Here is a 25,541-nt window from a genome sequence, read left to right on the forward strand (position 1 = left end):
GCCACCCGGGACCGCGCTGCCCGAGGTCGTGCCATCTGGGATCGCGCCGCCCGAGGCCGTGCCACCTGAGGCCGCGCCACCCGGGACCGCGCCGCCCGCAGCCCGCGACCCGAGGCCGCGTAGCCCGGGACCGCGCGGCCCGAGGGTTCAGTTCCCGAGGAAGAACGTCGTCGCGACGAGTGCCAGCGCGACCGCCGGCAGGATCAGCGCCGGCCAGGCCCGTCGCCGCGCGGCGACCACGATCGCCGCGACGAGGAACGGCATGCTCACGATCCGGCTGATGGCGTACGCCGGATCCAGTTCCGCGAACCGGTCGAGGAGCACTCCGGTGATCAGGACAGCGCCGGCGAGGGCGATCATGTTCGTGACCGTCAGGACCTCGCCCTTCGGCTCGGCGTAGGGCCCGTCGTCGGGGTAGTCGGTCACAGTTCTCCTCTGTAGTGAACGTCCAGGTCAAAACAGGTGACGATGGTTCACGGACAGTGTTCGGCCTCTCGCCTGCCGGGTCAAGGAAAGTCGTGCGGTCCACTGGTGCGCCGGCACGAGGATCGTTCCATGTCTGGAGCGATCCCGGCAGGGGCGGCAGGAGGCGGTGCCGAGGCAGGCGCGATGTCAGGCGCCGTCGCGGCGGGTCCTGCTGATGACCACCCCGCCCAGCAGGCAGGCGATCAGCCCGAGCACGACCGCAGCGATGGATCCGACGATCCCGTTTCCCGTCCCTGGGCCACCACCGGCGGTCGCCGTGAACACCGCGCCTGAGACCATCGTGACGAGGCCGAGCACGACGGCTGCGATCGCGCCGCGGCGTCCCTCGCGGCGACGGGCGACCGCCCCGCCGCCGATGACGGCCGCGGCCAGCGCGACCAGGGCGGCGATGGTGGGACCGACACGGCCGGCGGTCAGGCCGTAGACCGGCGCGGCGGTGTCGACCGCCGTCGTGAGTGCTGCCAGCGCTGCGCTGCTCATGATCTTCTCCTCGCGGTGGGGTGCGGTGTCACCGGCAAGCCTGTCGTTCCCGGGCACGCTGGTCGTCCCGCCACCGCGGTCACTTTCCGCTGCTGCGCACGGCCTACGTGCCCGGTGCCGAGGTCGTCGCGCGACGCCATGTACCGCGGATGCGGTACGGGACGGTTACCGCACGTGGCCGATTCCCCCACGGCGGCTTGCGGCTAATGTGCGAGAGCATGAGCGCACCGCGATTCCAGTTCCCGCCCCGGGTCCGGGACTGGATCGTCGCGCTCGGCGTCGCTGGTGCGCTGCTCGCCACCGCGTTGTCGGAGGAGCGTCCGTCCGGTCCGGCGGACCTGGCCGGCTACGCACTGCTGACGTCCAGCGGACTCCTGCTGGCCGCCGGGCGCAGGGCTCCCGTCCTCGTCCTGGTCACCACGGGACTGTGCGCACTGGGACAGCAGGCGCTGGGACTCGATGTACCGGCCGTCGCGTTCCCCTTCGCCATGTACGCGGCGATGCGTGCGGGCCACCGCCTGGTCTCCGTGCTCGCGGCCGTGGCCATGCTGGTGACGCTCCCGCTCGCGGTGCTGGCCGCGGGGCACGACCTGACCTCCGCCCTGGAGCAGTCCCGCGGCGCGCTCGAGATCGCCTGGCTGTTCGCGGCCGGGGCGGCCGGAGAGGCACTTCGCCAGGCGGAGCGGCGAGCCGACGAGGCGGAGCGCACTCGCGAGGAGGTGGCACGACGCCGGGCGGACGAGGAGCGACTGCATATCGCGCGCGAGCTGCACGACTCGCTCACCCACCAGATCTCGATCATCAAGGTGCAGGCCGATGTCGCCGTCCATGTGGCGCGTCGTCAGGGCGAACGGGTGCCGGACGCGTTGCTGGCGATCCAGGACGCCGGGCGCGAGGCCTCCCGGGAGCTCCGTGCCACGCTGCACGCCCTGCGCGACGACGACACCGCACCGCCGCGCGGGATCGACCATGTCCCCGACCTGGTGGAGAAGTCCCGAGCGATCGGCCTGGACGCGGCGCTGGTTCTCGAGGGCGACAGGCGTGACCTCCCCGCTGCTGTGGACCGCACCGCATACCGGGTGGTCCAGGAGGCGCTCACCAATGTCGCCCGGCATGCCGGCGCCACGACGGTGCGTGTCCGCGTCGACGTGTCTCCCGAGAACCTGGTGGTCCAGGTCGACGACGACGGCCGCGCGGATCCGGGCGTACCTCCGGTACTGGGGGTGGGCCTCCTCGGGATGCGGGAGCGGGTCGCCGCGCTGGGCGGACGGGTACGCGCCGAGCCTCGTACCGGGGGAGGATTCACGGTCCGGGCGGAGCTCCCGGTCCGTCCGTCGCCGACGGTGACCGGTATGGACACTGCCGTTCGCGCGGAGCCCGCCCCGTGATCCGGGTGCTGCTGGCCGACGACCAGCCGCTCCTGCGCAGCGGCTTCCGGGCGCTCCTCGAGACCGAGGCCGGGATCGAGGTCGTGGGGGAGGCCGGTGACGGCGACGAGTGCGTCGAACTCGCGAGGCGGCACCTGCCGGACGTCGCGCTCGTCGACATCCAGATGCCGGGCACGGACGGGATCGCCGCCACCCGCCGTATCGCCGCGGACCCCGACCTGTCCGGCGTGCACGTCGTCATCCTGACGAACTACGGATTCGACGAGTACGTCCTCGACGCGCTCCGTGCGGGCGCGGCCGGTTTCCTGGTGAAGGACATCGAGCCGGAGGATCTGCTCCACGCGGTCCGCGTCGCCGCGCGCGGCGACGCCCTCCTGGCTCCCGGGATCACCCGCAGGCTGATCGACAGGTACGTCACCCAGCCGCTGCCGCGCGACACCGCGCACGCGTTGCGGCAGCTGACGAACCGCGAGCGGGAGGTCGTCGTCCTCGTCGCGCAGGGACTGTCCAACGATCAGGTGGCCGAGCGTCTCGTGATCAGCCCGACAACCGCGAAGACGCACGTCAACCGCGCGATGACGAAGCTCCACGCGCGAGACCGCGCCCAGCTCGTCGTCGCGGCGTACGAGTCCGGACTGATGGCTACCGGGAGATCCTGAACCCGCATCCGCCTGACTCGGCGCCGACCAGGCATCATTGCCCCTATGAAGGTCTCCCGTCGTTCCGCCGTGCCCCCGTTCGCCGTCATGGAGGTTCTCGCCGCCGCGAATGCGCGCCGCGCCGCGGGTGCGGATGTGCTGAACCTCTGCGCCGGGGAGCCGTCCACCGGCGCGTCCGACGTCGTCCGTGAGCGTGCTGCCGAGGTGCTCCGCACCGGTGACATCGGCTACACCGAGGCACTCGGCGTCCCGGCCCTCCGCGTGGAGATCGCCCGGCACTACGGCCGCTGGTACGACATCGAGGTCGACCCCGGCCACATCGCCGTGACCACCGGGTCGAGCGGCGGGTTCCTGCTCGCGTTCCTCGCCGCGTTCGACGTCGGGGACCGGGTGGCGCTCGCTCGACCGGGCTACCCGGCCTACAAGAACATCCTGTCCGCGCTCGGGTGCGAGGTGATCGAGCTCGACTGCGGACCTGAGGCCCGCTACCAGCCGGGGGTCTCCCAGCTCATGGAGGCCTACTACGAGGGCGGGCTGGACGGCCTCGTGGTCGCCAGCCCGGCCAATCCCACCGGGACGATGATCACGCCGGACGAGCTGGACGCCGTCGCCGAGTGGTGCGCGTCGCACGAGGTCCGGCTGATCAGCGACGAGATCTACCACGGCATCGCGTACTCCGACGAGGTCACGCAGGCCACCGCGGCGCGGTACGCGGACCGGGGCGCCGTCGTCGTGAACTCGTTCTCCAAGTACTGGGCGATGACGGGCTGGCGCCTCGGCTGGCTCGTGCTGCCCGAGGAACTGGTCGCGCCGGTGGGTGCGCTGGCCGGGAACGTGGCGCTGTCGCCGCCCGCGCTCGCGCAGCAGGCGGGGATCGCGGCGTTCTCCGAGGAGGGGTACGCGGCCGCCGCGGAGAACGTGGCGCGGTACGCCGACTCGCGCGCTCTGCTGCTCGACCGGCAGGCGGAGCTGGGCTGGGACCCGGTGGCCCCGGCCGACGGCGCGTTCTACTTCTACGGGAACATCGCCGGGTTCGGCCTGGACTCGGTCACGTACTGCGAACGCCTGCTCGCGGAGGCGAACGTGGCGATCACGCCGGGCCTGGACTTCGACGGCGTGGGCGGGCGCGACTGGGTGCGGCTGTCGTTCGCGTCGGCGCCCGACGTCGTCGCCACGGCGGTGGACCGTATCGCCGCCTGGCACAAGACGCTCTGACGTGTCGATCCGTCTCGCCACCTTCAACATCCAGCACGGGCTCGGACGCGACGGCCGCGTCGACCGTGGGCGGCTGGCGGACGCCGTGCGCGCCCTGGATCCGGACATCCTGGCGCTGCAGGAGGTGGACCGGTTCCAGCCGCGCAGCGGGTTCGCCGACCAGGCACGGATCTGCGCGGAGGCGATGGGTGCCGTCGACCATCGCTACGTGCCCACCGTGGCGGGCTGGATGAGCGTCCCCGGCCTGCGATGGCGAGCGCGGGGGCAGGAGCGCTACCCCGCCTACGGGATCGCCCTGGCCTCACGGTTTCCCGTGCGGGCGTGGCGGAAGTGGCGGCTTCCGATGGCGAGCCGGTGGGTCGGGCCGGCGCAGCTGGGAATCGATGAGCCGCGCGCGGCCGTCGCGGCCGACGTGGAGACGCCGTCGGGCGGCATCACCGTGTGTGCCACGCACCTCAGTTCCCGCCTGGGCAACGCGTGGGCGCAGCTGCCGTGGCTGCGGGACGCCCTCGGGGCCGCGCCCCGGCCGCTCGTTCTGATGGGTGACCTGAACCTGCGCGACGGGGCGCCGGCCGAGGTGACCGGATGGCGGCCGCCGGCCGGGACGCGCACGTTCCCGGTCGGCGAGCCCCGCTTCCAGATCGATCACGTCCTGGTCGACGACGACGGTGCCCTGCGGGCGGACGGAGCGGCCCGTGCGCTGGACACGGGCGTGTCCGACCATCGAGCCCTGGTGGTCGACATCAAGCTCCCGCCGCACGACTGAGGTGCGACCCCAGGTCAACCGGGGTACGACCCCCCGGTTCAGCGGAGCGTCGACCGCACCGCCGACTGCGCGTCCATCGTGGGGGCGATGGCGGGGATGTCGGAGCCCTCGTCACGGGCCTTGCGGCCGCGTGCGCGGGCCACCATGAACAGCGCGTTCCCGCCGATCGCGATGGCCGCGATGTTCGACGCCGCCGACGGCCAGACTCCGTTGAGGGCGGCGACCGCCATGAGGATCGACGCCGCGGACACGTTGGTCGCCTGGAAGGCGATCGAGTCGGGACGCCATTTGCCCTGGCTCACCATCGCGTACGCAACGAGTCCAGCAACAGCACCGACCCACCCGAGGGCCGTGACGACGGTGGTCATGAGCGAGAGCACAAAGCACCTCCCGAATCGATTCGATAAGTGGTGGTCAAACCCCAACGACGACTGACGCTAGGGGGTGGTTCTGTGTGCCACCTGACGGGCACGTGTGAACTGGCGGCGCCGGGCGATCGGAGATGATCACGGACCGGTGCCACGGACCATTCTGAACCCTTCAGCGCCTTCAGCACAATCGAATGTTCGTGCACTCCCGGGTGTAGCATTGCTACATGGCTGCAGACCCTCGTCGACTCGCGTTCCTCTTGGCGGTACACCGTGCAGGCGGGGTCCTCGCCGCGGCCGATCTGCTCCACGTCACGCCATCGGCGGTGTCCCAGCAGATCGCCCGGCTGGAGGCCGAGGAGGGCATCTCCGTCCTCGATCGCGGCCCGCGCGGCGTCACGCTCACACCGGCCGGACGCGTCCTCGCCGAGGCCGGCGAGCGGATCGAGTCGGAACTCATCGAGGCACGCCAGGCGATCGCCGCCCTGGGCGAGGAAGTCACCGGGCGCGTGAAGATCGGCGCCTTCCAGACGGCGATCCGCGCCGTCGTCGCCCCGATGCTCGCACCCCTCGCCGAGAAGTTCCCCGGGATCGAGGTCGACGTCAACGAGCACGACCCGTTCGAGTCGGTCCGGAAGCTCCGCGCGGGCGACCTCGACGCCATCATCCTGGACCGGGACGTGGACATGGACGCCCCCGCACCCCGCGGCGTCCACGAGATCCCGCTGCTCGAGGAGCCGTGGTGCATCGTCGTGCCGCCCGGAACCGCCGAACCCGAACGGCTCGACGACCTCCCCGGCCTGCCCTGGGTGGGACCACTCGCGGACATCGCGGCCGACCGCGCGCTGCGCCGGCTCGCCCGCACACTCGGCACGGAGATCACCACCCGGCACTCCTACTACGACTTCGACACGGCGCTCGCGCTGGTCGCCGCCGGGCAGGGCATCGCGATGCTCCCCGCCCTCGCCCTGAAGGAGGAGGACGTGCCCGACGGCGTCACCGTGGTCCGGCTCGCCGGCCTCGGGTCCCGCCGGCTCGTCGTCCGGCATCGTGTCGGACGTCACGAACCGAGCCCCGCCGTACGAGCCGTCGTCGACGAGATGGTCGAGGCCGCACGCGGCATGACCCCCTGACCGTCCCGGACCGGCGCAGCCACCTCCTACCATCGGCGGCATGGACGTTTCCGTGGTCGGCGCGACCGGCGACATCGGCCGGCAGATCTGTACCCAGCTCATCGCCGACGGCCTGCTCACCCACACCTCGCGCCTCCAGCTCGTCGGCCGTCCCGACGGCGCCAGCGCCGCCACCGTGCACGGCCTGCGCGCCGACCTGATCGACGCGTTCGACGAGCGTGCCCCGCTGCTCGACGTCGCGCTGTCACCGCAGGACGTCGTGGCCGACGTCGTCATCCTCGCCGCAGGACGCACCGCACCCGCCCAGGTCGGCGCGAACACCGACCGCAGCGCGCTCGCACAGGACAACCGCGCCGTCTTCGAACAGTACGCCGACGCACTCGCCACCCATGGCTCCGGGCGCGAAGTCGTGGTCGTCGTGTCCAACCCGGTAGAACTCGGCGTCGCAGTGCTCGCCGAACGCCTCGGCCGCCACCGCGTGATCGGCATGGGCGCATGGCTCGACTCGCTGCGCTTCCAACGCGAGATCGCGATGTCCCTCGGCGTACGCCGACACCGCGTCGACGGGTACGTCGGAGGCCAGCACGGCGAGCAGGCCGTACCGCTGTGGTCCACCGTCCGGATCGCCGGACTCTCCCGGTCCGAACGCGCCACGGCCGTCGCACGCCTCCGGCAGGGCCGCACCCTGGACACGTTCTTCCAGGAGGTCGGTGGCGCCCGCAGGCAACTCGACGCCGCCTCGGCCGACCACGTGGGCGAGGCGTTCACCCTGGTCGACAGCTTCCCGCCCGACGTCCGCACCGTCGCACGCTCCTTCATGACACACACCAGCGGCGCCAAGACCGCGACCGGCACGGCCGCCGCCACCGTCGACCTCGTCGAAACCCTGCTCGACGGCCGGCAGATCGTCGTCGCCGGACAGGTGGCGCTCGCGGACGAGATCCTCGGGGACGACGGCGAACCCGTGCCCGGCCGGGTGCTCGGCGTCCCGGTCATCCTGGGACCGGACGGCTGGACGCGGGTGATCCTGGACCCGCTTCCCGGCGACGAGATCCGGGCTCTCGCGGAGTCGGGCCGGACCATCGACGCCATGCTGGACGCCCTGGACATCCCGGATCTGCGCACCGCCTCCCGCCGAGGCGCGAGCCCGCACGAGGTACCGGCCACCGAGGTGGCGGAGGGCGGACGAGCCGGTGATCCGATCAGGCGCTACGACGTCGAGGTCGAGGTCACCGACGCCTCGGATCCTGGCGTCGTCGCCACTCTGACCGGTGTCTTCGCCGACCGCGGGGTCGTGGTCGACGCCGTGGCGACGAACCCCCGCGGCTCGGTCGGGATCTCGTTCCGCGCACCGGCACGCCTGGCGCGTTCACTGGTCCGCACGCTGGAGCGCCTCGCGATGGCACGGAAAGTCGTAGCACACCGCGCGGACTAGACGTCGCGTCACATCGCGCTCCCGGCCCCCAGTAGGCTTGACCTACAACTGAATCGACGGCCCGGGGTTCCGACGTGTTCGTGTCCCTGGACCGTGCCGCCATCAGCCGCGACGGGAGAGTCCGGGTCGTGGCGTCGTCGCCCCTGTGGACGACGACGTCGGAGCCCGGCGCCGAAGGAGCAAACCCTCCCCGGGAATCTCTCAGGCCCCCTGTACCGTCGTGGCGAGGCAACTCTGGAAAGCGAGCCGCTTCGCGACCCGGTCACCGCCGGGCCATGAAGCCTCCACCGACGGTGCAAGCCGGCGCGCCCCGTTCCCGCGAGGGAGGGCGGACCGGCAAAACTCTCAGGTCGATGCCCGCCCCGTACCGGGGCCGGTGTCCGATGACAGAGCGGGGAGGGACCCCTTTCGTTGTCCCTCACGCCCTCCGGACCGCAGGAGCCTGCCCGTGAACCAGCACCACCCGGTATCGGCCGTCTTCGCCGACCGGCATCTCGGTCCGCGTGGCCGTGAGACCGCCGCGATGCTCGACCAGCTCGGTTACGACACCGTGGACGCCCTCGTCGAGGCAGCCGTCCCCAAGTCGATCCGCACGCAGCGCCCGCTCGGCGTCCCCGAGGCGCGCGGCGAGGCCGAGGTGCTCGCCCACCTGCGCGAGATCGCCGGCCAGAACCAGGTCAAGCACCAGATGATCGGCCAGGGCTTCTACGGCACCCACACTCCCGCCGTCATCCGCCGTAACGTGCTCGAGTCGCCCGCCTGGTACACGGCGTACACCCCCTACCAGCCGGAGATCAGCCAGGGCCGTCTCGAGGCGCTCCTCAACTTCCAGCAGGCCGTCGAGGACCTGACGGGCCTGGAGATCGCCAACGCGTCCCTGCTCGACGAGGCCACCGCCGTCGCCGAGGCCGTCGCCCTGATGTGGCGGGCATCGCGCGCCAAGAGCGGCTACGTCGTCCTCGACGCCGACCTCTTCGGCCAGTCGCTCGCCGTCGCCCGCGGCCGCGCGGAGGCTATCGGCCTCCCCGTCGTGGTCACCGACCTGAGCCAGGGCCTGCGGGCCGGTCTCGACCCGCACCGGTCCCAGGGCACGCTGCCCGACGGCGACCTCGTGGGCGTCGTCGTGCAGCAGGTGGGCGCGAGCGGCCGCATCCTCGACGCGCGTGACGTCGTCGCGGAGGCTAAGGACGCGGGCGCATTCGTCACCGTCGCCACGGACCTCCTGGCCCTGACCCTCCTGGTCAGCCCGGGCGAACTCGGCGCGGACATCTCGGTCGGCTCCGCGCAGCGCTTCGGCGTCCCCCTCTTCTACGGCGGCCCGCACGCCGCCTACATGTCGGTCCGCAAGGGCCTCGAACGCCAGCTTCCCGGCCGCTTGGTCGGTGTCTCGGTCGACGCCGACGGCGCCCCGGGGTACCGCCTCGCCCTGGCCACCCGCGAGCAGCACATCCGCCGCGAGCGCGCGACGTCGAACATCTGTACGGCCCAGGCGCTCCTGGCCATCGTGGCCGGCATGTACGCCGTCTATCACGGCCCGGAGGGCCTGAAGGCCATCGCGGAACGCGTCCACGCCCACGCGTCGACGATCGCCGACACCCTCCGCACAGCAGGCATCGAGATCGAGCACACCCACTTCTTCGACACCATCCGCGCCGTGGTCCCGGGCAAGGCCGCCGAACTCGCCTCCGCAGCAGCGGAAGCGGGCTACAACATCCACGTCCCGGACGCCAACCACATCCAGCTCTCCTGCGACGAGACCACCACCTCAGCGGATGTCGAGTCCGTCACCCACAGCCTCCTCACCACCCTGGGAAAAACCGCGCCGACAGCCGCAACCGCCACCCACGGCCCTTCCACCCCCCTGGGAGGAAACGCGACAACCGAGGCCGGGAGCGAGGAGGTCCCCTCCGCGACCGTATCCCCGAACGGAGGGCCCCCTGGGGCCCGTGAGTGTGTCGCGGAGGGGACCTCCCCGCTCCCGGCCGAACTCAGCCGAACAACCCCCTACCTCCAGCACCCGATCTTCCACACACACCGTTCCGAAACCAGCCTCATGCGCTACATGCGCAAACTCTCCGACAAGGATCTCGCGCTCGACCGCACGATGATCCCCCTCGGCTCCTGCACCATGAAGCTCAACGCGGCCGTCGAGATGGAGTCGATCTCCTGGCCCGAGTTCGCGAACATCCACCCGTACGCCCCGGCCGACCAGGCCGAGGGATACGCCGAGCTCATCTCCGCCCTGGAGTCCCAGCTCGCCGACATCACGGGTTACGCGGCCGTCTCGGTCCAGCCCAACGCGGGTTCCCAGGGCGAGTTCGCGGGTCTGCTCGCGATCAAGGAGTATCACCGCTCCCTCGGCCAGCAGGCCCGTGACATCGTGCTGATCCCGGCGTCCGCGCACGGCACGAACGCGGCGTCCGCCGCGCTGGCGGGCCTGCGCGTCGTGGTGGTGAAGACGGCCGACGACGGCGAGATCCTGCTCGACGACCTGCGCGCGAAGCTGGAGCAGCACGGTTCTCAGGTCTCGGCGATCATGATCACGTACCCGTCCACGCACGGTGTCTACGAGGAGCATGTACGGGAGGTATGCGATCTGGTGCACGGCGTCGGCGGCCAGGTGTACATCGACGGCGCGAACCTGAACGCGCTGGTCGGGCTGGCCCGGCCGGGTGAGTTCGGCGGCGACGTGTCGCACTTGAACCTGCACAAGACGTTCTGCATCCCGCACGGTGGTGGCGGGCCGGGCGTCGGGCCGGTGGCGGTGGCGGAGCATCTGGTCCCGTTCCTGCCGGGGAACCCGGTGGCGCCGTCGTCGGACGTCGTGGACGGCAGCGGGACGCGGGTGACCCCGATCAGCGGCACGAACCACGGTTCGGCCGGCATCCTGCCGATCTCCTACGCCTACCTCGCGCTCATGGGCCCGGACGGCCTGACCGAGGCGACCAAGGCGGCGGTGCTCACCGCCAACTACGTGTCGTCGCGGCTCGCCGACCACTTCCCCACGCTCTACACCGGCCCGAGCGGCCTGGTGGCGCACGAATGCATCCTCGACCTGCGCGATCTCACGGCACGGACCGGCGTGACGGCCGCCGACGTCGCCAAGCGCCTCCAGGACTACGGCTTCCACGCGCCCACGCTCGCGTTCCCGGTGGCAGGCACGCTCATGGTGGAGCCGACGGAGTCGGAGGACCTGGCGGAGCTGGACCGATTCGTGGACGCGATGATCGCGATCCGCGCGGAGATCGACGACGTCGCCGCGGGGCGCTGGGCCGTCGAGGACTCGCCCCTGCGGGGCGCGCCGCACACGGCGGCTTCGGTCAGCGCGACCGAGTGGGACAAGCCGTACTCCCGCGAGACCGCCGCGTACCCGCTGCCGGGCCTGCGCCACGACAAGTACTGGCCGCCGGTGCGTCGCATCGACGACGCCCACGGCGACCGCAACCTGGTGTGCTCCTGCCCGCCGGTCGAGGCTTTCGAGGGGAACTGACATGACCGACAAGAAGACGCCGCTCTACGAGGAGCACGTCGCGCTCGGGGCGAACCTGACCGAGTTCGGCGGGTGGCAGATGCCGCTGCGCTACACCTCGGATCTGGCGGAGCACCGCGCGGTGCGCGACGCCGCCGGGCTGTTCGACCTGTCCCACATGGGCGACATCGGCGTGCACGGTCCCGACGCCGCCGCCTTCCTCGACCACGCCCTGGTCGGCGCGATCTCCCAGGTCAAGCTCCTGCGCGCGCGGTACTCGATGATCTGTGACGACGACGGCGGCGTGCTGGACGACCTGATCGTGTACCGCACGGGCGAGTCCGAGTACTTCGTGGTGGCGAACGCCGCGAACACGGATGTCGTGCTGGAGGAGTTCCGGCGGCGCGCGGCCGGGTTCGACGTCGGGGTGACGCCTGTCCCCAGCGCGCTGCTCGCGGTCCAGGGCCCTCGCGCCGAGGAGATCCTGCGGGCCACCGAGGGGTTCGAGGAAGACCCCGAGGCGTCCGGCGGTGTCACGCTCGAGAACCTCAGGTACTACGCCTGCGCGCCGATGCGGTTCCGGGACGAGGCCGTCGTCGTCGGCCGCACCGGCTACACCGGCGAGGACGGCTTCGAGATCTGGGTCTCTCCCGACCGTGCCGTCGAGCTGTGGCGTGCGCTGCTCGCCGCCGGCGAGCCGCTCGGGCTGGTCCCGGCCGGGCTGTCGGCGCGCGACTCGCTGCGGCTCGAGGCCGGGATGCCCCTGTACGGGCACGAGCTCGACACGACGACGACGCCCTTCGAGGCCGGCATGGGCCGGGTCGTGCGCCTCGACAAGGAGACCGCGGACGGCGAGCCGTTGCCCTTCGTGGGGCGGGACGCACTCGCGTCGCGCAAGGGCGCGCAGCCCGCGCGGGTGCTCGTCGGCCTGCGCGGTGAGGGCCGCCGCCCGGCCCGCGCCGGGTACGACGTCGTGCGCCGCGGCGCCGACGGGACCGCGGGGGTGAAGGTCGGCTCCGTGACGTCGGGCGTGCCGTCACCCACGCTCGGGTACCCGGTCGCGATGGCCTACGTGACCCCGGAGGTGTCCGCCGAGGGCACCGAGCTGGCGGTGGACGTGCGCGGGCGGACCGAACCGTTCGTCGTCGTCCCGTTGCCGTTCTACCGTCGTACCAAGTGATCCCGAGCCACCCACGAGCAAGGAGCCCTCATGGCTGACTATCCCGCCACGCTGAAGTACACCAAGGAGCACGAGTGGGTGGACGGCGAGTCCCCCGCGACCGTCGGTATCACGCCGTACGCCGCCGAAGCGCTCGGCGACGTCGTCTTCGTGGAACTGCCGGAGGTCGGCGCCACGATCGAGCACGGCACCGTGGTCGGCGAGATCGAGTCCACGAAGTCCGTCTCCGAGCTGTACGCGCCGGTGAGCGGGACCGTCACGGAGGTGAACCAGGCGGTGATCGACGACCCCGAGCTGGTGGGCTCGGCTCCCTTCGAGGCGGGCTGGCTGTTCAAGGTCGACGTGAGCGGTGCCGGCGAACTCCTCAGCGCCGAGGAGTACGCGACGCACGCGGGCATCTGACCTGAGAAGAGTGCACTGGAAGGCTCGTGCGGTTCCCGCACGGGCCTTCCCTGTTGTGTTGCGAGAAGGTCACGAAAAAACTGCCTCGACGAAGTCGCGTCACAAAAGCCGTCCTGCGGGCTCTCTACCGGTAGCAGCACCCCTCAAGGCCGTAGCCCCAGACGCGGCCGCTGCACAGGAGGAGAACGCATGAGCATGGTTGTGGCCGACCGTCCCGCTCTGACCCGTCGTGAGCGCGTCGTGCTCGAAGGCCTGATGAACAAGGACGAGACCCTCGAGCAGATCGCGGACACGCTGTTCGTCACACGCAACACCGTGAAGTCGCAGGTGCGGAGCCTCTACCGCAAGCTCGGCGTGTCCAACCGGGCCGCCGCGGTGGAGCGCGCCGAGCGCCTCGGTCTCAACGACGACTGACCAGGCAGACCGTCAGCCTGGTGCCACCCTTCGCGGTGGCGTCCGTGTACCCAGGGCGGACGCCACCACGGCGGCACCGTCTGCCGAGGCTGACCTCCGTGGCGAGCCGTGCCAGGATGCTCCGCATGGCCGCCCCGATCCTGGTGGTCGCCGCCGCACTGGTGGACGACCTCGACCGTCCCGCACGTCTGCTCGCCGCCCGCCGCACGCGCCCGGTGGCGCTGGCGGGCCGCTGGGAGTTCCCCGGCGGCAAGGTGGATCAGGGCGAGGCGCCCGTCCAGGCGCTGCACCGCGAGCTGCGGGAGGAACTGGGTGTCACGGCCGAGCTCGGCCGTGAGGTTCCCGGGCCCGACGACGGCGCCTGGCCCCTCACGGATCGCTACCGGATGCGCCTGTGGCTCGCGCGGATCACCTCGGGGCGCCCGGAACCGCTCGAGGACCACGACGAGCTGCGCTGGCTCACGACGGCGGAGCTGAACGACGTCGACTGGATCGAGGGAGACCTGCCGATCGTGGCCGCGCTGCGCGACCACCTCACGCAGCAGTAGTCGGCTTCGCCCGCCGGGCGGCCGCGATCCTGTGCCCGAGCGGCACGAACGCGCCGTCCATGAGGACGGGCACGACGTCGGTCACATCCGTCTCGGACGCCATCATCACGTCCTCGTCGAACCCGCTGTCGACCAGCTCCCGCCCGCTCACCGAGCCCAGCAGCAGGTCGGCAGGCTCGGACGTGCCCTGCCACATCGCGATGGCCGCGCCGGTCTCGGCCGAGACGCGGGTGACGTCGTCGGGCAGCATCTCCGTCAGCCGCGCGGCGATCGCACCGGCGGCGAGCTGGTCCTCCAGCGCGGGGCGCATCGCGTCGTCGGACCAGTACTCACCGGCGGGCACGAGGACGATGTCGTGCTCCGGGTTGGCATCCAGGTGAGCGGCGGCAAGTCCCGCGACGGCGGAGGCGTTGCGCAGGCAGCCGACGATCATGAGCGCACCACGGCTGCCGATCGTGTGGGCGATCATCGACCCGTTCGGCGAGGGGAGCACGACACGCTCGGCGTCGAGGTCGCGCAGCGACGCGGGGGACAGGCTCACGCCCTCCTCGGCGCGCGGTCCGGCGAGCACGGCCCGCATGGTGCGGGCGAGTCGCGTCGCCCCCGCCACGTCCCGATAGGGGAACGGGTAGACGCCGGCGCCCGCCTCGCAGGCGACCGTCACGGAGGTCGAGAAGGAGAGGACGTCGATCACCACGACGAGCGACTGGCGCGCTCCGGACTCGGTCAGCGCGCGGGCGCCGGCCAGTCCCCAATCCGTGCGGACCCGGGCCGGGCGCTGGTCGTGTGGTGAAGCGTTCACGGACGCATCGTAGAGCCTCCAAGAGTGGTTCAGGTACCGGCATCCCAGGAAAATCGGTCACGATTCCGCGCGGTGTGGTCAGGCCTGCGGTGACGAGGCCTCGACGAGCCGTACTCGTCCTGCCGGTCTCACCGTCGTGCCCGGGATGCGTGTCGTGCGGCGAGCAGCGCGGTGAACAGGACGACGTACCCTGCCACCAGCCAGGTCATGACGTGGTCTGGTCTGCTGGTTCGAGTTCGTGGGTGGCCAGGCGTGCATGAGGGCTACTACCGGGGCGCCGTCTGCCACGGAGCCATCCAGATGCTGATCGCGCCGACCGGGCGCAGGATCACGGCTTCGGGCCTCCCTCGGACGCCGTTAGGCTTGGTGTCCATGACGAACTTCCAGGTTGCCCACCGTGACAAGCAGGAGCCGACGGCGGCCCTCCTGGTGCGTGTGATCGTGTGCTTCGCCCTGTTCCTGGGCGGCCTCGCCCTGATCGGCGTGGGGAGCCACGGTGCGCCGTCCGAGGATCTCGGCAGCGCGCTCACCTTCACCGCGGGAATCCTTCTGGTCTGCCTGGCCTTCGGCCTCCCGATGCTGGGCGCCCACGAACGCTGACACGTACCCGTCGCGGGCGCCCGTCCGTCACAGGCGGGTGAGCCGGATCGCGTCCGCGACGACGTGGGCCACGTCAGGACGGCTACATTCCGGCGACATCCCACCGACGTCATACTCTGGTGTGATCCCTCCGTCGTCACGGCCACGAGGTTGGCGTCGCCGGCACGAGGTTGCCTGCCGCGGATCTCGGACGATGCGCGTGAACCTCGTGCCGGCGCCGCCGACCTCGTGCCGGCGCCGCCTCTAGACGGACGCCCGGACCTCGCGGGCCGCGGCGACCAGGTTCGTCAGCGACGCCTTCGTCTCCTCATAGCCGCGCGTCTTCAGACCGCAGTCTGGGTTCACCCACACGAGCCGCGGGTCGATCTCGGACGCGGCGAGCTTCAGCAGGTCCGCGACCTCGCCGTCGGACGGGACACGGGGGCTGTGGATGTCCCACACCCCCGGCCCGATGCCGCGCGCGTAGCCGGCCGAGGCGAGGCCCGGCACGATCTCCATCCGGGACCGTGCCGCCTCCACGGACGTGACGTCCGCATCGAGGTCGTCGATGGCACCCACGATGTCGCCGAACTCCGAGTAGCACAGGTGCGTGTGGATCTGTGTCGAGGGGGCGGCGCCCGACGTCGTCAGCCGGAACGACCGCACCGACCAGTCGAGGTACGCCGGCTGCGCCGCGGCGTCGAGCGGCAGGAGCTCGCGCAGTGCCGCCTCGTCCACCTGCACGATGGCGATGCCGGCCGCCTCGAGGTCCGTGACCTCGTCACGCAGCGCGAGCGCAACCTGGTTCGCCGTGTCGCCCAGCGTCTGGTCGTCCCGCACGAACGACCAGGCCAGGATCGTCACCGGGCCGGTCAGCATGCCCTTGACTGGCTTGTCGGTCAGCGACGCCGCGTACGTGGCCCACGGCACCGTGATCGGCTCCGGGCGGGACACGTCGCCCCACAGGATCGGCGGACGGACGCACCGCGACCCGTACGACTGCACCCAGCCGTGCACGGTGGTCGCGAACCCGGCGAGGCGCTCGGCGAAGTACTGCACCATGTCGTTGCGCTCCGGCTCGCCGTGCACCAGCACGTCGAGTCCGAGCTCTTCCTGCAGCGCGACGACGCCGGCGATCTCCTCACGGATCCGCGCCTCGTAGTCGGCGTCCGGAAGGTCGCCGCGCGTCCAGGCGGCGCGGGTCGTGCGGATCTCCGTCGTCTGCGGGAACGAGCCGATCGTCGTGGTCGGCAGGAGCGGCAGGTCCAGGCGCTCGCGCTGCGCGGCGGCGCGGTCCGCGTAGGAGGCGCGCGCGAAGTCGGCGTCGGACAGCCCCGCGAGCCGGTTCCGCACGTCGGGGACGACGACGCCCGCCGCGTCGGCACGCCCGGTGACGGCCGCCGTCGCCTCGGCGAGCTGCGGCTCCACGGCCCCGCGACCTTCCTGCAGCCCGCGCGCGAGCGTGACGACCTCCCCGACCTTCTGGTCGGCGAACGCCAGCCATCCCGCCAGTGCCGGATCGAGCCGCGGCTCGTCGTCGACGTCGTGCGGGACGTGCAGCAGGGAGGTGGACGTGCCGACGGCCACGGCTCCGGCGCCTGTCGCCTCCCCGAGGGACTCAAGGACGTCGAGCCGCGCGGCGAGGTCGGCGCGCCAGATGTTGTGACCGTCGATCACGCCCGCGACCAGGGTCTTCGACGCGAGGCCGGCGACAGCGGACGGCGCGGTCCCGCGGATCAGGTCCAGCGCGATCGCCTCCACGCGGGTCCCGGCGAGCAGCTCCAGCCGGTCGCCCGAAGCGCGCCGCAGGTTGCCGAACGGTGCCGCGACGAGGATCTGCGGGCGCTCGTCCCCGGGCGCCGGGGCCGTGAGCGTGTCGTACGCCCGGCGGACGGCGTCGGACACCGCGTCGAACGGGACGCCGATCAGGTCGCTGACGAGCGCGGGCTCGTCGAGCTGCACCCATGGCGCTCCGGCGGCGGCCAGCGCGGCCAGCAGCTCGCGGTAGGCGGCGACGACGTCGTCCAGCCTGCTCAGCGGGGAGAAGCCCTCCGGCGCGCCGTCCTCGGGCTTGCTGAGCAGCAGATACGTCACCGGCCCGACGATCACCGGGCGCGTCACGACGGGTGTGCCGCCGTCGGACGGCCGGGCCGCCTCGACGAACTCGCGGACGATCCGGTCGTCGGCGAACCCGATCGGGGTGTCCGGACCGATCTCGGGGACGAGGTAGTGGTAGTTCGTGTCGAACCACTTCGTCAGTTCCAGCGGCTGCTGCTCCGCCGTTCCGCGCGCGAGCGCGAAGTACGTCTCGGCGGGCACCCCGTGCGCATCAGCATCGGCCACATCTCCGGGGTGCGTCACCCCGTCGAAGCGGGCCGGCACGGCACCCAGCGTGGCGGTGATGTCGAGGACCTGGTCATAGCGGGAGAACGAGTTCGGGACCGCGCCCGTGTCCGCGGCCAGGCCGAGGTCCACGAGGCGCCGTACCGTGGCGAGGCGCAGGTCGTGGGACGTTCGCTCCAGCTCGTCGGCTGTTGTCGTGCCCCTCCAGTACGACTCCAGCGCACGCTTGAGCTCGCGCCGTCGTCCGATCCGGGGATAGCCGAGCACGGTGGCGTGCGGGAAGTCGGGCAGGGTCTTGTCAGTCATCTCAGCTCCATCGCACCTGGCATTGAGCACCGTGCCCCGGGACGGGAGTGGTTGCTGCGGCGTCGTCGAGCCAGGTCTCTCGGCCGCTCTGGATGGTTGTACATGCCTCCGCGGAGGCGGGACCTCGGTGTGTCGCGCGGGCTGTCACGCCCTGCGCGACCTCAGGCCGAGGCGGTCGTGAGGCCCACGCCGGACAACAGGTCCAGCGCCGGCCGATGCTTGTTGAACGTGTAGACGTGGATTCCGGGCGCGCCCGCGTCCAGGACGGCCTGGGCGAGGCGCACCGTGTGCTCGATGCCGCGCTCGTGCTGGGCCTCGGTGTCGGGCGAGCCGTCGTCGAGCCGCAGGCCGTCGAGCTCCGCGAGCAGGGCCGGCGGCGGCACGACACCCGTCAGCTCCTCCACGCGGCGCAGGCGGCGTGGCTCGGACGCGGGAATGATCCCCGCGAGGATCGGGATCGTCACCCCGGCCCTGCGGGCCGCCTCCACGAAGCCCGTGTACGACTCGGCCTCGTAGAAGAGCTGGGTGATCGCGAAGGATGCACCCGCCTCCTGCTTCTCCAGGAGACGGACGACCTCCTGCTCACGCGTGGTGCCCGCGTCGGCGTTCCCGTTCGGGAACGTCGCCACCGCGATCGTGAGCGGCTTGGCCGCCCCGCGCAGCGCGGTCGCCGGGCTGGCGGCGCAGCGGCGTTCCTCGACGTCGCGCAGCAGCCGGACGAGTTCGATGCTCGAGTGCACGCCGTTAGCCGGCGGACGCCAGTCCGGCTGGTCCTTGGGCGGGTCGCCGCGGAGCGCGAGGAACGTGCGCACGCCGGCGTCGAAGAAGTCGTCGATCACCTCCGACACGTCCTCGCGGGACGCGCCGACACAGGTCAGGTGGGCGACCGGGAGGACCGGCGTGCCCTCCAGGAGCTTGGTCACGACGTCGCGGGCCGTGGCGCGGTCGCCGCCGCCCGCTCCGTAGGTGACGGAGATGAAGTCGGGTTGCGTCGCGACGAGCCGGCGGGCGGTCTCCCAGAACTTGGGCGCCACGTCCGGTCGACGCGGCGGCATGAGTTCGAACGAGATCGTCGGCCGACTCGGGTGCGGCGTCTCGACAGCCATAGGTGATGCTCCCATCGCGCCTGGCGTTAGCACCTTGTCCGCTCCGGCGCGGAGCGACAGGTTGCTGCGGTGTCATCGAGCCAGGACTCTCGACCGCTCTGGATGGCGAGCCCTCATCGTCACACATGCCCGCCATGCGATCCAGATTCGGCTCACGTGCTGAGATGCAGGTGCCCGCGCCGGTGTCGTGGCGCCCGGCGAGAGGGCCGCCACAGGCCGTAGGGTGGCAGTCATGGACAACGAAGAGCGCCTCGCCGTCTTCATCGACTACGAGAACCTGGCGCTCGGCGCCCGGGAACACCTGGGCGGCATGCAGTTCGACTTCGGTCCCATCGCCGACGCGCTCGCCGTGCGCGGACGGGTAGTGGTACGCCGCGCGTACGCGGACTGGTCGTACTTCGACGAGGACCGCCGCGCCCTCACCCGGCACCAGGTCGAACTCATCGAGATGCCGCAACGCATGGGCGCCTCCCGGAAGAACGCCGCCGACATCAAGATGGTGGTCGACACCATCGAGATGGCCTTCGAGCGCGACTACATCTCCACGTTCGTCATGTGCACCGGTGACAGCGACTTCTCGCCCCTGGTCCACAAGCTGCGCGAGCTGAACAAGCGCGTCATCGGGGTGGGCGTCGAACTCTCCACATCGCGCCTGCTGCCCGCCGCCTGCGACGAGTTCCTGTTCTACGACCGCCTGGAGGGCGTCGACGTCCCCGACGAAGGGCCCACCCCGAAGGCGGCGAAGACCCGTGCCCGACGACGGACCGCGGCGTCCGCGCCGAGCGCGCCGACCGGCGACGGCGAGAAGCAGGAGCCCGCCGCGACGGGCAAGGCCACCGGAACGGCAGCGGGCCGGAAGCGGAAGACCAAGGAGACGCCCCCGCCCGAGCCCGAGCCCGTCGTCGTCGTCGACGAGGACAGCGACGAACAGGTGGGCGAGCCGCCCACCATGGAGGTGCGGGTCGCGCAGACGCTCAAGGACCTGCAGGCGTCGTCGTCCGACTCCGTGACCGCGTCCATGCTCAAGCGGACGCTCGTGCGCAAGGACCCGACATTCAGCGAGTCCGACTACGGCTTCCGAACCTTCGGCGAGTTCCTGCGGTTCCTGGCGGACCGCGGGTTCGTGGTGCTGTCGGACGGGCCGTCGAAGGGCGACCCCGAGATCTCGCTCCCCGAAGCCGGAGACGCCGACGCCGCGTTCACGCTGCTGCGATCCGTCGTGCACGGAGCAGGCGGCAGCGCGGCACTGTCCGGACTGAAGAACGCCGTGCGGAAGGAGCGGCCGGACTTCTCGGAGAAGGCGCTCGGCTACCGTGGGTTCCTGCAGTTCGCCAAGGCGGCACAGGCCTCCGGCACGGTCGACCTGGCCTGGGACGACGACGCTGACGACTACCTGGTGACCACACGCTGACAAGGCCTTGGTCACATCCGGCGGTGATACCCGAGTCACCGCGAGGGTGAGGAAGCGGTGCACAATGTGCGGGTGACGTACCGGGTGCTGAAACTTATCGTGTCGATCCTGTCGCTCGTGCTGCTGCGGCCGCGCGTGACGGGCATCGACAACATCCCGCGCAAGGGCCCGGTCATCTTCGCGAGCAACCACCTGTCGTTCATCGACTCCGTGATCATCCCGATCACCGTCCCCCGCCACGTGACATTCCTGGCCAAGAAGGAGTACTGGACCGGAAAGGGCGTCAAGGGCGCGCTGTCCCGCTGGTTCTTCACCACCATGGAGCACATCCCGGTGGACCGTAACGACCCCCGTGCCGGCCAACGCTCCCTGGAGGACGCACTCGCCGTCCTCGAGAAGGGCGGCGCGTTCGGGATCTACCCGGAGGGCACGCGGTCGCGCGACGGCAAGCTGCACAAGGGACACACCGGCGCGGCCTGGCTGGCACTCACCGGGAAAGCGCTCGTGGTACCCGTCGGGCTGAAGGGGACCGACAAGGTCAAGCCCATCGGCAAGATGCCGCGCCTCGGCCGCGTCGAAGTGCACTTCGGCGCGCCGATCGACCCGTCGCGGCAGATCGAGACCGGAACGAAGCCGGCCAAGGCGCGGCGCGAACTCACCGAAGAGGTCATGACCGCGATCCAGAAACTCAGCGGACAGGAACGCGTCGACTGACCGCGCAGTCCGGGGCCGCCGGGCTCAGCCGGCCCGTGCGAGAGGCACGACTCGAACCAGCGTCGTCGACGTGGTGCGACGCGTCGTCCCTCGGCAGGGGGACATGCGTCGACACCGGATTCCGGCGCCGGCAGTCAGTCCACGTCCGCGGCCTTCGTGACAGCCGGGCACGTCGCCAGGTGATCGTCCACGAGCCCGCACGCCTGCATCGCGGCGTACATCGTCGTCGGCCCGACGAAACGGAAGCCCTCCTTCTTCAAAGCCTTGCTGAGCGCCTTCGACTCCGGGGTCTGGGCCGGGACCTCCGTCCACAGGGCGGGGCGCTCGCGGCCGGCGCCGTCCGGCGCGAACGACCAGAACAGTTCGTCGAGGGTGCGGTCGGCGGCATGGAGTGCGACGAGGACCCTGGCATTCGTCACGGTCGCCTCGATCTTCATGCGGTTCCGGATGATGCGCGCGTCCGTGAGGAGCCGTTCGACATCCCGCTCGGAGAAGGCGGCGACCGCCTCGGGGTCGAACTCGTGGAACACCTCGCGGAACGCGGGGCGCTTGCGCAGCACGGTGATCCATGACAACCCGGACTGAAAGCCTTCCAGCGCGATGCGCTCGAAAAGCTCCGCCTCGCCGTGCACGGGCAGACCCCACTCCGTGTCGTGGTACGCCTCGTACAGGGGATCGCCATCGCCGAAGCATCTGGCGCCCGCCGGCTGCTGCGGGACGGGTGGATCGTTGCGGTCCGTCGTGAGCTCGGTCATGGGGCAACTCTGCACCGGGACACCGACACCCAGCCGCGGTTATCCACAATCGCCAGGTCAGGGGCCTGCGGACGCGGCGTCGGGGGGCATGTCGGTGTCCGGTGTGATGCTGTGTGCATGAACGACTCCAGCAGCGCCGAGACCAACGAGGACTTCCAGAAGCGAATCCTCAAGAAGTACCTGCGCTCTGCCCGCGAGGCCCTCGTCTGGAAGGTCGAGGACCTGTCCGAGCGAGAGGCACGATGGCCGCGTGTCCCGAGCGGAAACAACCTCGCCGGCCTGGTGAAGCACCTGGCGAACGTCGAGGCCGGGTACCTCGGCGATGTCGTCGGCCGGCCCTGGCCCACTCCGGAGGAACTCGTCCCCGAGGACGCGATCGAGGCGGACCCGCAGGCCGACTTCTACCTCACCACGGACGAGACGCTCGCCGGGACGATCGACCTCTACAGGCGCGTGTGGACGTTCACCGAGCAGAACATCGACGACCTGCCGCTCGACACCCCGGGCATCGTCCCGTGGTGGCCCGACAACACCGACACCACGCTCTTCCGCCTCATCGTGCACACGCTCGAGGACCTGTCCCGCCATGCGGGGCACGCCGACATCCTCCGCGAGCAGCACGACGGCGCGGTCGGGCTGCGCCAGGGGAACACCAACATGCCGGACTGGGAGCAGGACGGGCCCGCAGCCTACGTCGAGAAGCTCAAGGAGATCGCGAACCGGTACCCGGACGACGCCTGAGCGACCGTGCGGATGGCCGCGGTGGTACGTGCACGTCACAGCCGGAACACTGGGTTCATGCACCGTCGTGACCGAGCGCTCCTGGCCGTCGGCGCTGTGCTCGCCGTGTCCCTGGTGACGGTTGGCCTGGTCGGGGGTGTGCACGAGAACCGCGCCGCGGAGGCGGAGCGTGCGGCCGGGCATGAGGAGGCCCGGGCCGCCGTCGTACAGCTCATCGCGGAGGGCGAGGCGGTACGTGCCGAGCTCGGTGCGCGCATCGTCGAGGGCCGCCGCGCGGCCGCCGCTGCCGCTGTCGATGGCGGGACCGCCGATGCCGACACCGCTGACGGCGGGACGGCTGATGGCGGGACCGCCGATAGCGGCACCGCTGATGCCGAGACCGCCGACGCCGGCGAGGCCGACGGCACCGGAGTGCTGCAGGCGCTGAACGAGACGCTGTCCACGGCCGAGGCGCACCACGTCGCTCCCGGGCCGGAGGTCCCGGACGCGACCGCCACGATCGAGTCCATCACGATGGCCCGCGCCGCGGCGGAGGACTGGGTCGGTGAGCTGCGCTGGATGTCGGACGAGCTTGCCCGCAACATTCGTGAGGTCGAGCGGGCTCGGGTGAAGCGGCGGTCGGTCCGGCGGCGAGGAACGTGTGCGGCACGGGACTACCCGACGCCGGTCCGGCGGATCGACCGGGGGCGAGGGCTTCGGCGGGTCGAACACGACGGACGGCCCGTGGGCGCCGGGTAGCCGGACGGCGCGAGACAATGGGCAGGTGCAGTGCCCACACTTCGACGCCGGCCGCTGTCACTCGTGCACCCTCCTGGAGACTCCGTACGCGACTCAGGTCGCGGAGAAGCAAGCTCACGTGTCCCGCCTCCTGGAGGGCGCGACCGCGCCGTCGGGCCGTGCCCAGTCCGGCCCTGCGACGACGATCGACTGGCTGCCGCCGGTGACGGGACCGGAGTCCGGCTTCCGCAACAAGGCGAAGATGGTGGTCAGCGGCACGGTCGACGAGCCGGTGCTCGGCATCCTCGACCGGGTGGGGCACGGCGTGGACCTCACCGACTGCGGTCTGTACCCGCCGGCCCTCCAGGCCGCCTTCGCGCCGCTGGCGGAGTTCATCCGGCGCGCGGGCCTCGAACCGTACCGCGTCTTCGGGCCGACTACGGCGGAGCGGGCGCGCAGCGGGAAGTCCCGCAAGGCCACGGCCGAGCGCGGTGAACTCAAGTACCTGCTGGTCACGATCTCGCCCGACGGCGAACTCATGGTCCGGTTCGTCATGCGTTCCACCGAGTCGCTCGCCCGCATCCGCAAGCACCTGCCGTCGTTGCGGTCCGCGCTCCCGAACCTGGCGGTCGCCACGGTCAACGTCCAGCCCGCCCACGCGGCGGTCCTTGAAGGCGATCGCGAGATCGCGCTGACGGACTCCGAGGCGCTGACGATGCGGGTGGACGGGATCCCGCTGGGCCTGCGGCCGCAGAGCTTCTTCCAGACGAACACCCGGGTCGCAACGGAGCTGTACCGGCAGGCACGCGAGTGGGTGGACGCCGTCGGCCCGGCGAGCCTGTGGGACCTCTACTGCGGGGTGGGCGGGTTCGCGCTGCACTGCGCGGCGCCCGGTAGGTCGGTCACGGGCATCGAGCTGAGCCGTGAGGCCGTCGCCGCGGCGTCGGCGACCGCCGTCGGCCTCGGACTCCGCGACGTGCGGTTCGAGGCGGGCGACGCGCGCGACGTCGTCGGGCGGCTCGCGGCGGACGCGCCGGAGATGGTGATCGTCAACCCACCCCGCCGCGGGATCGGGGCGGGCCTGGCGAGTGCCCTGGACGGTTCCGCCGTCGGCCACGTCCTGTACTCGAGTTGCAACGCCACCACGCTCGCCACCGATCTGTCGCACATGCCGGGCCTCCGGCCTGTCCGGGGCGTCCTGCTCGACATGTTTCCGCAGACCCAGCACTACGAGGTGCTGCTCCTGCTGCGGCGGCAGTAGTCAGCGCGCCGCCGCCTCGGCCACAGACCGCGCGTCCGGCATGGACACCGTACCCAGCCGGAGCATCGGGGGCGCCGCCTGCTGGAGCCAGTACGACTCCCGGACGTCCGTGAACGCGCGCGCACACTCCGCGCAGTCGACCAGGTGGTCCTCGAGCTCGCGGCGACGCCCTGGCAGCAGGCGGTGCCGGATGTAGTCGTGCATGGCACCGCGGGTGATCCGGCACCCGGCCGGGTCAAGCGGCGTCACGCTCGCGAGCCCGGGAACGGGCCTGTTCCCGGTCGGCCGCTGCCCGCGCCGTGCCGTGGCGGGCAGGCCGGCGGGGCGCGCAGCCGGTTCGATGGAGGGCGGAAGCTCCGAGCGTGCGGACCCCTGTGCGGTTCGCGCTGCCGGTCGAGGAGATTCCTCGCGGACGACGGCGGTCGTGGCCGGGGCCGTCCGTTCGGTCGTCGATGCCTCGGTGGCGGCGTCGATGGCGGCGTGATGCCAGAAGTCCACCGGGCGGTCGACGACTCCGTGCGCGGCGATCTCGCGGCACAGCTGTTCGAGGCCGCTGCTCGTGGCCAGTTCCGGGTCTGCCTCGGGCACCTGCCGTGACACGGCGAACACGACAGCCCGCCGCTGTGCGGCCAACTCGCTCAGATCAGTGCTGATCAGCGTGTGCAACCTCGTCCTCCAAATCCGCGGGGTGCCACGCTACCGGTCAGCGGCGTAGCACCACCGCCATGGTGGCACCTTGGTGTCCACGCATGGAAGCTTCGTCTGAAATATCGGAGATATCACTGGGAACGGTCCATCTCAGCGAGGTGCCACGCGACCCACCGGTGGGCGCACGAAGGGCCCGGGACCGATACCGGTCCCGG

25 protein-coding genes and 3 riboswitches are annotated in these 25,541 nt (G+C 71.4%); of the genes, 17 read left to right on the forward strand and 8 right to left on the reverse strand.

Annotation, left to right across the window (positions count from 1 at the left end):
• Nucleotides 1–147: 147 nt before the first annotated feature.
• Both ACYVK5_RS01215 and ACYVK5_RS01220 read right to left on the reverse strand, forming a co-directional pair.
• Complete coding sequence (locus ACYVK5_RS01215; RefSeq protein WP_460701464.1) at nucleotides 148–426, reverse strand: hypothetical protein; 279 nt, start codon at nucleotides 424–426, stop codon at nucleotides 148–150.
• Between the two features lie 186 nt (nucleotides 427–612).
• Nucleotides 613–966 (reverse strand): DUF6223 family protein, encoded by a 354-nt coding sequence (locus tag ACYVK5_RS01220; RefSeq protein ID WP_460701465.1) that lies wholly within the window; start codon nucleotides 964–966, stop codon nucleotides 613–615.
• A 218-nt stretch (nucleotides 967–1,184) separates the two neighbouring features.
• On the opposite strand from ACYVK5_RS01220, the gene ACYVK5_RS01225 reads away from it, so the two are divergent.
• The 4 genes from ACYVK5_RS01225 to ACYVK5_RS01240 are packed head-to-tail and all read left to right on the forward strand — an operon-like array spanning nucleotide 1,185 to nucleotide 4,994.
• The gene (locus tag ACYVK5_RS01225) at nucleotides 1,185–2,354 is read left to right on the forward strand and encodes a sensor histidine kinase (protein ID WP_460701466.1); all 1,170 of its coding nucleotides are present in this window, start codon (nucleotides 1,185–1,187) and stop codon (nucleotides 2,352–2,354) included.
• The gene (locus ACYVK5_RS01230; protein WP_460701467.1) at nucleotides 2,351–3,013 is read left to right on the forward strand and encodes a response regulator; all 663 of its coding nucleotides are present in this window, start codon (nucleotides 2,351–2,353) and stop codon (nucleotides 3,011–3,013) included. The genes ACYVK5_RS01225 and ACYVK5_RS01230 overlap by 4 nt, the downstream gene beginning before the upstream one ends.
• 45 nt (nucleotides 3,014–3,058) lie before the next feature.
• Nucleotides 3,059–4,228 carry a pyridoxal phosphate-dependent aminotransferase gene (locus ACYVK5_RS01235; protein WP_460701468.1) on the forward strand — a complete coding sequence of 390 codons (1,170 nt, stop codon included), beginning with the start codon at nucleotides 3,059–3,061 and terminating at the stop codon, nucleotides 4,226–4,228.
• A 1-nt stretch (nucleotide 4,229) separates the two neighbouring features.
• Nucleotides 4,230–4,994, forward strand: a complete 765-nt coding sequence (locus tag ACYVK5_RS01240; protein WP_460701469.1) for an endonuclease/exonuclease/phosphatase family protein — start codon at nucleotides 4,230–4,232, stop codon at nucleotides 4,992–4,994.
• Nucleotides 4,995–5,032: 38 nt separating this feature from the next.
• On the opposite strand, the gene ACYVK5_RS01245 is transcribed toward ACYVK5_RS01240, so the two are convergent.
• On the reverse strand, nucleotides 5,033–5,362 hold the full coding sequence (locus tag ACYVK5_RS01245; protein WP_460701470.1) for a CBU_0592 family membrane protein: 330 nt from the start codon (nucleotides 5,360–5,362) through the stop codon (nucleotides 5,033–5,035).
• 227 nt (nucleotides 5,363–5,589) lie between these two features.
• On the opposite strand from ACYVK5_RS01245, the gene ACYVK5_RS01250 reads away from it, so the two are divergent.
• The 7 genes from ACYVK5_RS01250 (at nucleotide 5,590) to ACYVK5_RS01280 (ending at nucleotide 13,943) form a co-directional block, all read left to right on the forward strand.
• Nucleotides 5,590–6,495 (forward strand): LysR family transcriptional regulator, encoded by a 906-nt coding sequence (locus tag ACYVK5_RS01250; RefSeq protein WP_460701471.1) that lies wholly within the window; start codon nucleotides 5,590–5,592, stop codon nucleotides 6,493–6,495.
• Between the two features lie 40 nt (nucleotides 6,496–6,535).
• Nucleotides 6,536–7,930 (forward strand): lactate/malate family dehydrogenase, encoded by a 1,395-nt coding sequence (locus ACYVK5_RS01255; protein ID WP_460701472.1) that lies wholly within the window; start codon nucleotides 6,536–6,538, stop codon nucleotides 7,928–7,930.
• Nucleotides 7,931–8,032: 102 nt separating this feature from the next.
• A riboswitch (glycine riboswitch) is annotated at nucleotides 8,033–8,158 on the forward strand.
• A gap of 295 nt (nucleotides 8,159–8,453) precedes the next feature.
• On the forward strand, nucleotides 8,454–11,420 hold the full coding sequence (gene gcvPB / locus ACYVK5_RS01260) for an aminomethyl-transferring glycine dehydrogenase subunit GcvPB (RefSeq protein ID WP_460701718.1): 2,967 nt from the start codon (nucleotides 8,454–8,456) through the stop codon (nucleotides 11,418–11,420).
• Between the two features lies 1 nt (nucleotide 11,421).
• Entirely contained in the window at nucleotides 11,422–12,579 is a 1,158-nt protein-coding gene (gene gcvT, locus ACYVK5_RS01265) for a glycine cleavage system aminomethyltransferase GcvT (protein ID WP_460701473.1), read from the forward strand.
• 30 nt (nucleotides 12,580–12,609) lie between these two features.
• Nucleotides 12,610–12,981, forward strand: coding sequence for a glycine cleavage system protein GcvH (gene gcvH, locus ACYVK5_RS01270; protein ID WP_460701474.1), 372 nt, complete (start codon nucleotides 12,610–12,612; stop codon nucleotides 12,979–12,981).
• Between the two features lie 189 nt (nucleotides 12,982–13,170).
• The gene (locus ACYVK5_RS01275; protein WP_460701475.1) at nucleotides 13,171–13,395 is read left to right on the forward strand and encodes a LuxR C-terminal-related transcriptional regulator; all 225 of its coding nucleotides are present in this window, start codon (nucleotides 13,171–13,173) and stop codon (nucleotides 13,393–13,395) included.
• A 125-nt stretch (nucleotides 13,396–13,520) separates the two neighbouring features.
• On the forward strand, nucleotides 13,521–13,943 hold the full coding sequence (locus tag ACYVK5_RS01280) for a (deoxy)nucleoside triphosphate pyrophosphohydrolase (protein WP_460701476.1): 423 nt from the start codon (nucleotides 13,521–13,523) through the stop codon (nucleotides 13,941–13,943).
• Here the strand turns inward: ACYVK5_RS01280 and ACYVK5_RS01285 are convergent.
• Entirely contained in the window at nucleotides 13,930–14,745 is an 816-nt protein-coding gene (locus ACYVK5_RS01285; RefSeq protein ID WP_460701477.1) for a 2-phosphosulfolactate phosphatase, read from the reverse strand. The two genes, ACYVK5_RS01280 and ACYVK5_RS01285, sit on opposite strands and share 14 nt — an antisense overlap.
• Before the next feature lie 372 nt (nucleotides 14,746–15,117).
• Here ACYVK5_RS01285 and ACYVK5_RS01290 point away from each other — a divergent pair, with 372 nt between their 5' ends.
• On the forward strand, nucleotides 15,118–15,345 hold the full coding sequence (locus ACYVK5_RS01290; protein WP_460701478.1) for a hypothetical protein: 228 nt from the start codon (nucleotides 15,118–15,120) through the stop codon (nucleotides 15,343–15,345).
• A gap of 243 nt (nucleotides 15,346–15,588) precedes the next feature.
• Here the strand turns inward: ACYVK5_RS01290 and metE are convergent, their stop codons facing one another.
• Together metE and ACYVK5_RS01300 are read right to left on the reverse strand one after the other, a co-directional pair.
• Nucleotides 15,589–17,973 (reverse strand): 5-methyltetrahydropteroyltriglutamate--homocysteine S-methyltransferase, encoded by a 2,385-nt coding sequence (metE, locus tag ACYVK5_RS01295; RefSeq protein ID WP_460701479.1) that lies wholly within the window; start codon nucleotides 17,971–17,973, stop codon nucleotides 15,589–15,591.
• Nucleotides 17,967–18,072: riboswitch (SAM riboswitch) on the reverse strand. It overlaps the preceding gene by 7 nt.
• Before the next feature lie 62 nt (nucleotides 18,073–18,134).
• Complete coding sequence (locus ACYVK5_RS01300; RefSeq protein ID WP_460701480.1) at nucleotides 18,135–19,079, reverse strand: methylenetetrahydrofolate reductase; 945 nt, start codon at nucleotides 19,077–19,079, stop codon at nucleotides 18,135–18,137.
• Between the two features lie 8 nt (nucleotides 19,080–19,087).
• Nucleotides 19,088–19,189, reverse strand: a riboswitch (SAM riboswitch).
• Nucleotides 19,190–19,311: 122 nt separating this feature from the next.
• Between ACYVK5_RS01300 and ACYVK5_RS01305 the strand changes: the two genes are divergently transcribed.
• On the forward strand, nucleotides 19,312–20,490 hold the full coding sequence (locus tag ACYVK5_RS01305) for an NYN domain-containing protein (protein WP_460701481.1): 1,179 nt from the start codon (nucleotides 19,312–19,314) through the stop codon (nucleotides 20,488–20,490).
• A gap of 72 nt (nucleotides 20,491–20,562) precedes the next feature.
• A complete protein-coding gene (locus tag ACYVK5_RS01310; protein WP_460701482.1) occupies nucleotides 20,563–21,204 on the forward strand; it encodes a lysophospholipid acyltransferase family protein in 642 nt (213 codons plus the stop codon).
• Nucleotides 21,205–21,338: 134 nt separating this feature from the next.
• Here the strand turns inward: ACYVK5_RS01310 and ACYVK5_RS01315 are convergent, their stop codons facing one another.
• Nucleotides 21,339–21,959, reverse strand: coding sequence for a DNA-3-methyladenine glycosylase I (locus tag ACYVK5_RS01315; RefSeq protein WP_460701483.1), 621 nt, complete (start codon nucleotides 21,957–21,959; stop codon nucleotides 21,339–21,341).
• A gap of 117 nt (nucleotides 21,960–22,076) precedes the next feature.
• Between ACYVK5_RS01315 and ACYVK5_RS01320 the strand changes: the two genes are divergently transcribed.
• Genes ACYVK5_RS01320 through rlmC form a run of 3 tightly spaced genes read left to right on the forward strand, consistent with a single transcriptional unit; the run spans nucleotide 22,077 to nucleotide 24,678 of the window.
• Nucleotides 22,077–22,700 carry a DinB family protein gene (locus ACYVK5_RS01320; RefSeq protein ID WP_460701484.1) on the forward strand — a complete coding sequence of 208 codons (624 nt, stop codon included), beginning with the start codon at nucleotides 22,077–22,079 and terminating at the stop codon, nucleotides 22,698–22,700.
• A 57-nt stretch (nucleotides 22,701–22,757) separates the two neighbouring features.
• On the forward strand, nucleotides 22,758–23,438 hold the full coding sequence (locus ACYVK5_RS01325; RefSeq protein WP_460701485.1) for a hypothetical protein: 681 nt from the start codon (nucleotides 22,758–22,760) through the stop codon (nucleotides 23,436–23,438).
• Between the two features lie 25 nt (nucleotides 23,439–23,463).
• A complete protein-coding gene (rlmC, locus tag ACYVK5_RS01330) occupies nucleotides 23,464–24,678 on the forward strand; it encodes a 23S rRNA (uracil(747)-C(5))-methyltransferase RlmC (RefSeq protein ID WP_460701486.1) in 1,215 nt (404 codons plus the stop codon).
• Here the strand turns inward: rlmC and ACYVK5_RS01335 are convergent, their stop codons facing one another.
• The gene (locus tag ACYVK5_RS01335; RefSeq protein WP_460701487.1) at nucleotides 24,679–25,344 is read right to left on the reverse strand and encodes a zf-HC2 domain-containing protein; all 666 of its coding nucleotides are present in this window, start codon (nucleotides 25,342–25,344) and stop codon (nucleotides 24,679–24,681) included.
• Nucleotides 25,345–25,541: the final 197 nt, after the last annotated feature.

The organism is Myceligenerans halotolerans (assembly GCF_054782975.1).